Genomic DNA, 4,364 nt, shown 5'->3' with positions numbered 1-4,364 from the left:
GCCTTCATAAACAGCCCCTGCGCGAAGAGGGCTTTATCGCCCAGCGCTACCGCTTCGATGGTACCGTCACCGTGGTGGATGCTGGGCATATCGAGCAGCAGCTAGCAGCCCAGTATGAGGCGGTAAAACAGGTGGCGATGGCGGATCTGCTGGTGGTGAGCAAGGGGGATCTGGTGGAGGACGAGCAGCTGGCGCGGGTCGAAGCCCAGCTGGCAGCCCTCAATCCAGCGGCCCCGATCGAGCGGGTTAGCAACGGCGAACTGTCGCCAGCGGTGCTGGAGAAGCTCGGCGCCTACAACGAAGCAGCCGGACGTGATGTGCGCCAGCTGCTGGCTTGGTTGCGCACCGAATCCCCCAAGCAGGGGCTGGCCTCGCCGATGCAGCCGAAGATGAAGCCGTTCGCCGCCAAGGTGGGCACCGCTGCGCCCACCCATTTCGAGCATGGCAACATCGAGAGTTTCTCCCTGCGTATTGGCGAACCGCTCAAGCCCTCTCGCCTGCTGGCTGCCATCGATGCGGTGCAGGCGCAGTATGGCGATGCCCTGCTGCGGCTTAAGGGGATTTTGCAGCTGGAGGGCGAGAGCCAACCGGTGGTGATCCACGGCGTCCATGGCCAGCTCTATCCGCTCCAAGCATTGGGGGACTGGCCAGAGGGCAAGGCCCAGTCTCGGCTGGTGTTTATTGTCAAAAGCCAAGATAATGCTGGGATCGAGCAGCTATTTATGGCAACCCTCACCGCCCCCGAGCCCACCATGGAAGAGCGGCTCAAGGCGATGCTGGGCCAGCCCGATCACTGATGTTGCCGGTCTTGGCCATCACTCAAGTCCGCCGATACAGCGCCCTGATGAACGACGCCCTGATCGACAGCATGGTGGTGGCGACGGGTGAGCAGTAAAAATGCCACCGGCACAAAGTAAAACGAGAGCAGGGTCGCCAACGCGGTGCCCCCCGCCATCGCAATAGCAAAGGGGGGCCAGAAGCCGCCGCCCCCCATTAATAGCGGGATAAACCCACCCACCGTGGTGATGGTCGTCGAGACAATGTGGCGGCTGCAGTCGGCTACCAGACTGCAAATTTGCTGCAGATCACCACGCAAGGCCCGCGGGTCGGCCTGCAATTCAGCCAGAATCACGATGGCCGCATTGATAGCCAACCCCATCAGCCCCAACAGGGCAATGATCACCGTAAATCCGAACGGGTAGCCCAATAGCCAAACCCACAGCAGGCCGAGCCCCGCCGACTGAATCGCCACCAAGGTGACTAGCCCAGCCAGCCGAAACGAGTTGAAGCTAAGCACCAACACCGCCACCAGCAGCACGGCGACCAGACTGACATGGGCCATCAGATTGCCAACTGACTCATCCCGCTTAGCCGCTTCCCCGCCAAACTCCAGCCGATAGCCCGGCGGCAGTGCCAGTGAGCTGGTGGCCAACCTCTCTTTGACTTGTTCCAACACGGTCTGTGGCAGCACGCCGACCGCTAAATAGGCTTCCAGCACATTGATTCGCTCACCATCACGCCGGCTGATCTCACCCCAACTGGGCAGTAACTCAGGGCTAGCCAACGCCCGCAGCGTCAAGTTAGCTGCGCCAGGCTGGCCGCTGCTAGCCAGGGCCAGCGGTATATTGAGCAGAGCATCGGGATCTTGCCGCAAAGGCTCAGCCAACCGCACCCGCACGGGAATTGACTCGGTGCCCTCCAGCACAGTGCCACCTAGCTTGCCATCCAGTGCCCCTGCCAACCGAGCGGCCACCTCGGTCAGGCTCATGCCGGCCAGTTGCGCGGCTCCTTCATCGACCTGCAACCACAGCGTGGGCGCGCCAGCCTGTAAGGTGGCCCGGGTTTGCACCACCGCTGGGGTATTAGCAAGCAGACTACGCATCTCCTCCCCTAGGCGATGCAGCTGTTCAAGGTCAGGGCCAAACAAGCGCAGTTCGATAGGGGCGTTAAAGGGCGGCCCCTGTTCCAACTTACGCACCAAAATTTGCGCTTCGGGAAACCTTGCATCTAGCTGCTGCTGCAGTTGCGGGATAAGCCGTGCGGCGGCATCGGCATCCTGCAAGGTGATCATCCCTTGGGCATAATCGGCCCGCCCCTGCTTTCTGGGCACTAGGTTGTAATAAAAACTGGGGACATTGTCGCCGACCACCCAATCTTGGCGTACCAGTTCAGGCAGGCTGGCCAGCTCGGCGGTGAGCGCCATGGCCAGCTCACGGGTCCGCGCCAAACTCGCCTGCGGGGAGAGGCTGGCTTCGATGTGGATCATGTCCCGATCAGCCGGCGGGAAGAACTGTTCGGTAAGGCGGCCCGCCGCCCAGAAACCGAGCAGTGGCAGTAGGCTGACCAGCAGCAGGGTAGGTAAGGGATGAGCCAGCGCCCAGCTAATGCTCTGCTCAAAATGGGCGCTGAGGCGCGGCAGATGGAGACCATCTTGATACCAGCGCCCCCCTTGTTGCTCACCAATCCAGCGAGCGGCCACGGCGGCCACCAGGGTGTGGGCGATCAGGTAAGAGCCCAGTAGCGAGCAGATCACCGCCCAAGCGATACCGCCGACAAATTCACCCGCAGGGCCCGGCATCAAAATGATCGGCATAAACGCAAGCATGGTGGTGAGGGTGGAGCCCAGCAGCGGCAGCCACAGATGACCAATGGCCTCAAGGGCCGCAGCCACCCTGGCCATGCCGTGGCGGCGCTGATACTGCACCCGATCCGCCATCACAATCGCGTTGTCCACCATGATCCCGAGCGCCACCACCAGCCCCGTGACGGACATCTGGTGAATGGGCAAATTGATCAGGTTCATGCAGGCAAATGAGAACGCCACGGTCAGCGGCAGTGACAACGCCACAATGATGGCCGCCTTGACCCCCAAGGTCACCAGCAGCACCGCCACAATGATGAGGAAACCCTGCACAATGTTGAGCAGCAGGGTATCGAGCCGCTGGTCGGTATAACGCTGCTGGTCAAAGCTGGTGACGAGGCCGATATTATCCGGCAAATCCCGCTGTAATTGGGCCAACATGGTGTCGACCCGCGCCGACCAGAGGTCGATGCGGTGATCCTGCGCCATCCGCAGACCGACCACCACCGCCCGCTCACCGTTGGCAAAGGCCAGTTGACTCTCCGGTTGATGCAGGGTGCGTTGCACCTCTGCCAGATCGCCAACACGCAGGGTTTGACCCTGTTCCCCGGTGCGTAGCGGGATCTGGCGGATCCGCTCCAAGCTATCGAGGGCGCCACGGATCTCCACCTGAAAACGATGATCGCGCCCCTGCAACTCACCCGCAGCCACCTTGGCATCCGCACCACTCAGGGCTTGGGCCAGCTGCGCGCTGCTCATGCCGCTGGCACTGAGCGCTAGTGGATCGAACCGCACTTCGATCTCCTCTTGCGGCGCACCGACCCGTTCAACGTATTCGGTACCCGGCAGCTGACGTGCTCGACGCTCCAGCTCTGCACTGTAGCGAGCAAGGCGATCCAGCTGTACCGTACCGGGGCCACGCCAGACCACATTAACCAAGCGGGTGAAGGGGTAACCCTTCTCGTCATCCAGCTTAGGTTCGCTGGCACCACGTGGCAGATCGGCGGTGAGATCGGCTAACCGATCTCGCACTCGTGACCAGACCGGCTCAACATCGCTGACCTCATCCTTGAGCTCCAAATTGATGATGGAGAGGCCGGGGCGAGAGCTTGACTCAATCAACTTGATCTCGCTCTGGGCCCGCAGCCGGTTCTCGATAGGTTCGCTGACCAGCGCCTCCACCCGCTCGGCACTGGCCCCAGGAAAGTGAGTCACCACACTGGCAAAGCGACTGGTGAGCTGGGGATCTTCGGTTCTGGGTAATATTTGCAACGCCGCGAGCCCGGCCGTCAGTAGTAGGGCGATCGTCAACAGCTGCAACCGACCATTATTGATAAAAGGGCGGATCATGGCTGCGGCTCCTGCTGCGCTGGCGACAGGCCACTGCGTGCCGCCAGCGTCACCCGCTGGCCCGGCACCAGTTTATGCAGACCATCGCGCACCAGCTGCTCTTGTCCGCTGAGGGCGCCAGTGACCCAAGCGCGTTTGCCATCTTGCTGTAGCAAGGTGACATCTCGGCTCACCACTTGGGGGGGAGTCTCATCGCTGAGCAGATAGAGGGTCCAGCTGCCCCGCAGTCCCTGAGTGAGCGCAGTGAGCGGTACCTCATAGGCACGGGTAGGCTCGTTGGCTTGATAGATCAGCGTGATTAACTGCCCTGCCGCGAGCGGCTGGCTACCGTTGGTCAGTTGGAAGCGAGCGGTGCGAGTATGGGTTTGCCCATCCACCTGAACGCCCAAATTGAGCAAGCGCCCCTCCAGCACCAACTCGCCACTTTGCAGGG

Annotated in this window: 3 protein-coding genes; 1 reads left to right on the top strand and 2 read right to left on the bottom strand. The window is 61.8% G+C overall.

Annotation, left to right across the window (positions count from 1 at the left end):
* A partial coding sequence (locus CUC53_RS18100; RefSeq protein ID WP_100295390.1) for a CobW family GTP-binding protein occupies positions 1–797 on the top strand: 797 nt, incomplete at its 5' end.
* On the opposite strand, the gene CUC53_RS18095 is transcribed toward CUC53_RS18100, so the two are convergent.
* Complete coding sequence (locus tag CUC53_RS18095; protein ID WP_236757971.1) at positions 791–3,931, bottom strand: efflux RND transporter permease subunit; 3,141 nt, start codon at positions 3,929–3,931, stop codon at positions 791–793. The two genes, CUC53_RS18100 and CUC53_RS18095, sit on opposite strands and share 7 nt — an antisense overlap.
* A partial coding sequence (locus CUC53_RS18090) for an efflux RND transporter periplasmic adaptor subunit (protein WP_476692217.1) occupies positions 3,928–4,364 on the bottom strand: 437 nt, incomplete at its 5' end. The genes CUC53_RS18090 and CUC53_RS18095, both read right to left, overlap by 4 nt.

This window comes from Aeromonas cavernicola (assembly GCF_002795305.1).
Taxonomy (GTDB): Bacteria; Pseudomonadota; Gammaproteobacteria; order Enterobacterales; family Aeromonadaceae; genus Aeromonas; species Aeromonas cavernicola.
The sequence above is the reverse complement of the archived record's forward strand: the minus strand, read 5'-3'. Positions and strand labels throughout refer to the sequence as shown.

Bases quoted from the DNA above. Each gene is read 5' to 3' on its own strand.
- CUC53_RS18095 (WP_236757971.1), bottom strand. From the start codon at position 3,931: ATGATCCGCCCTTTTATCAATAATGGTCGGTTGCAGCTGTTGACGATC.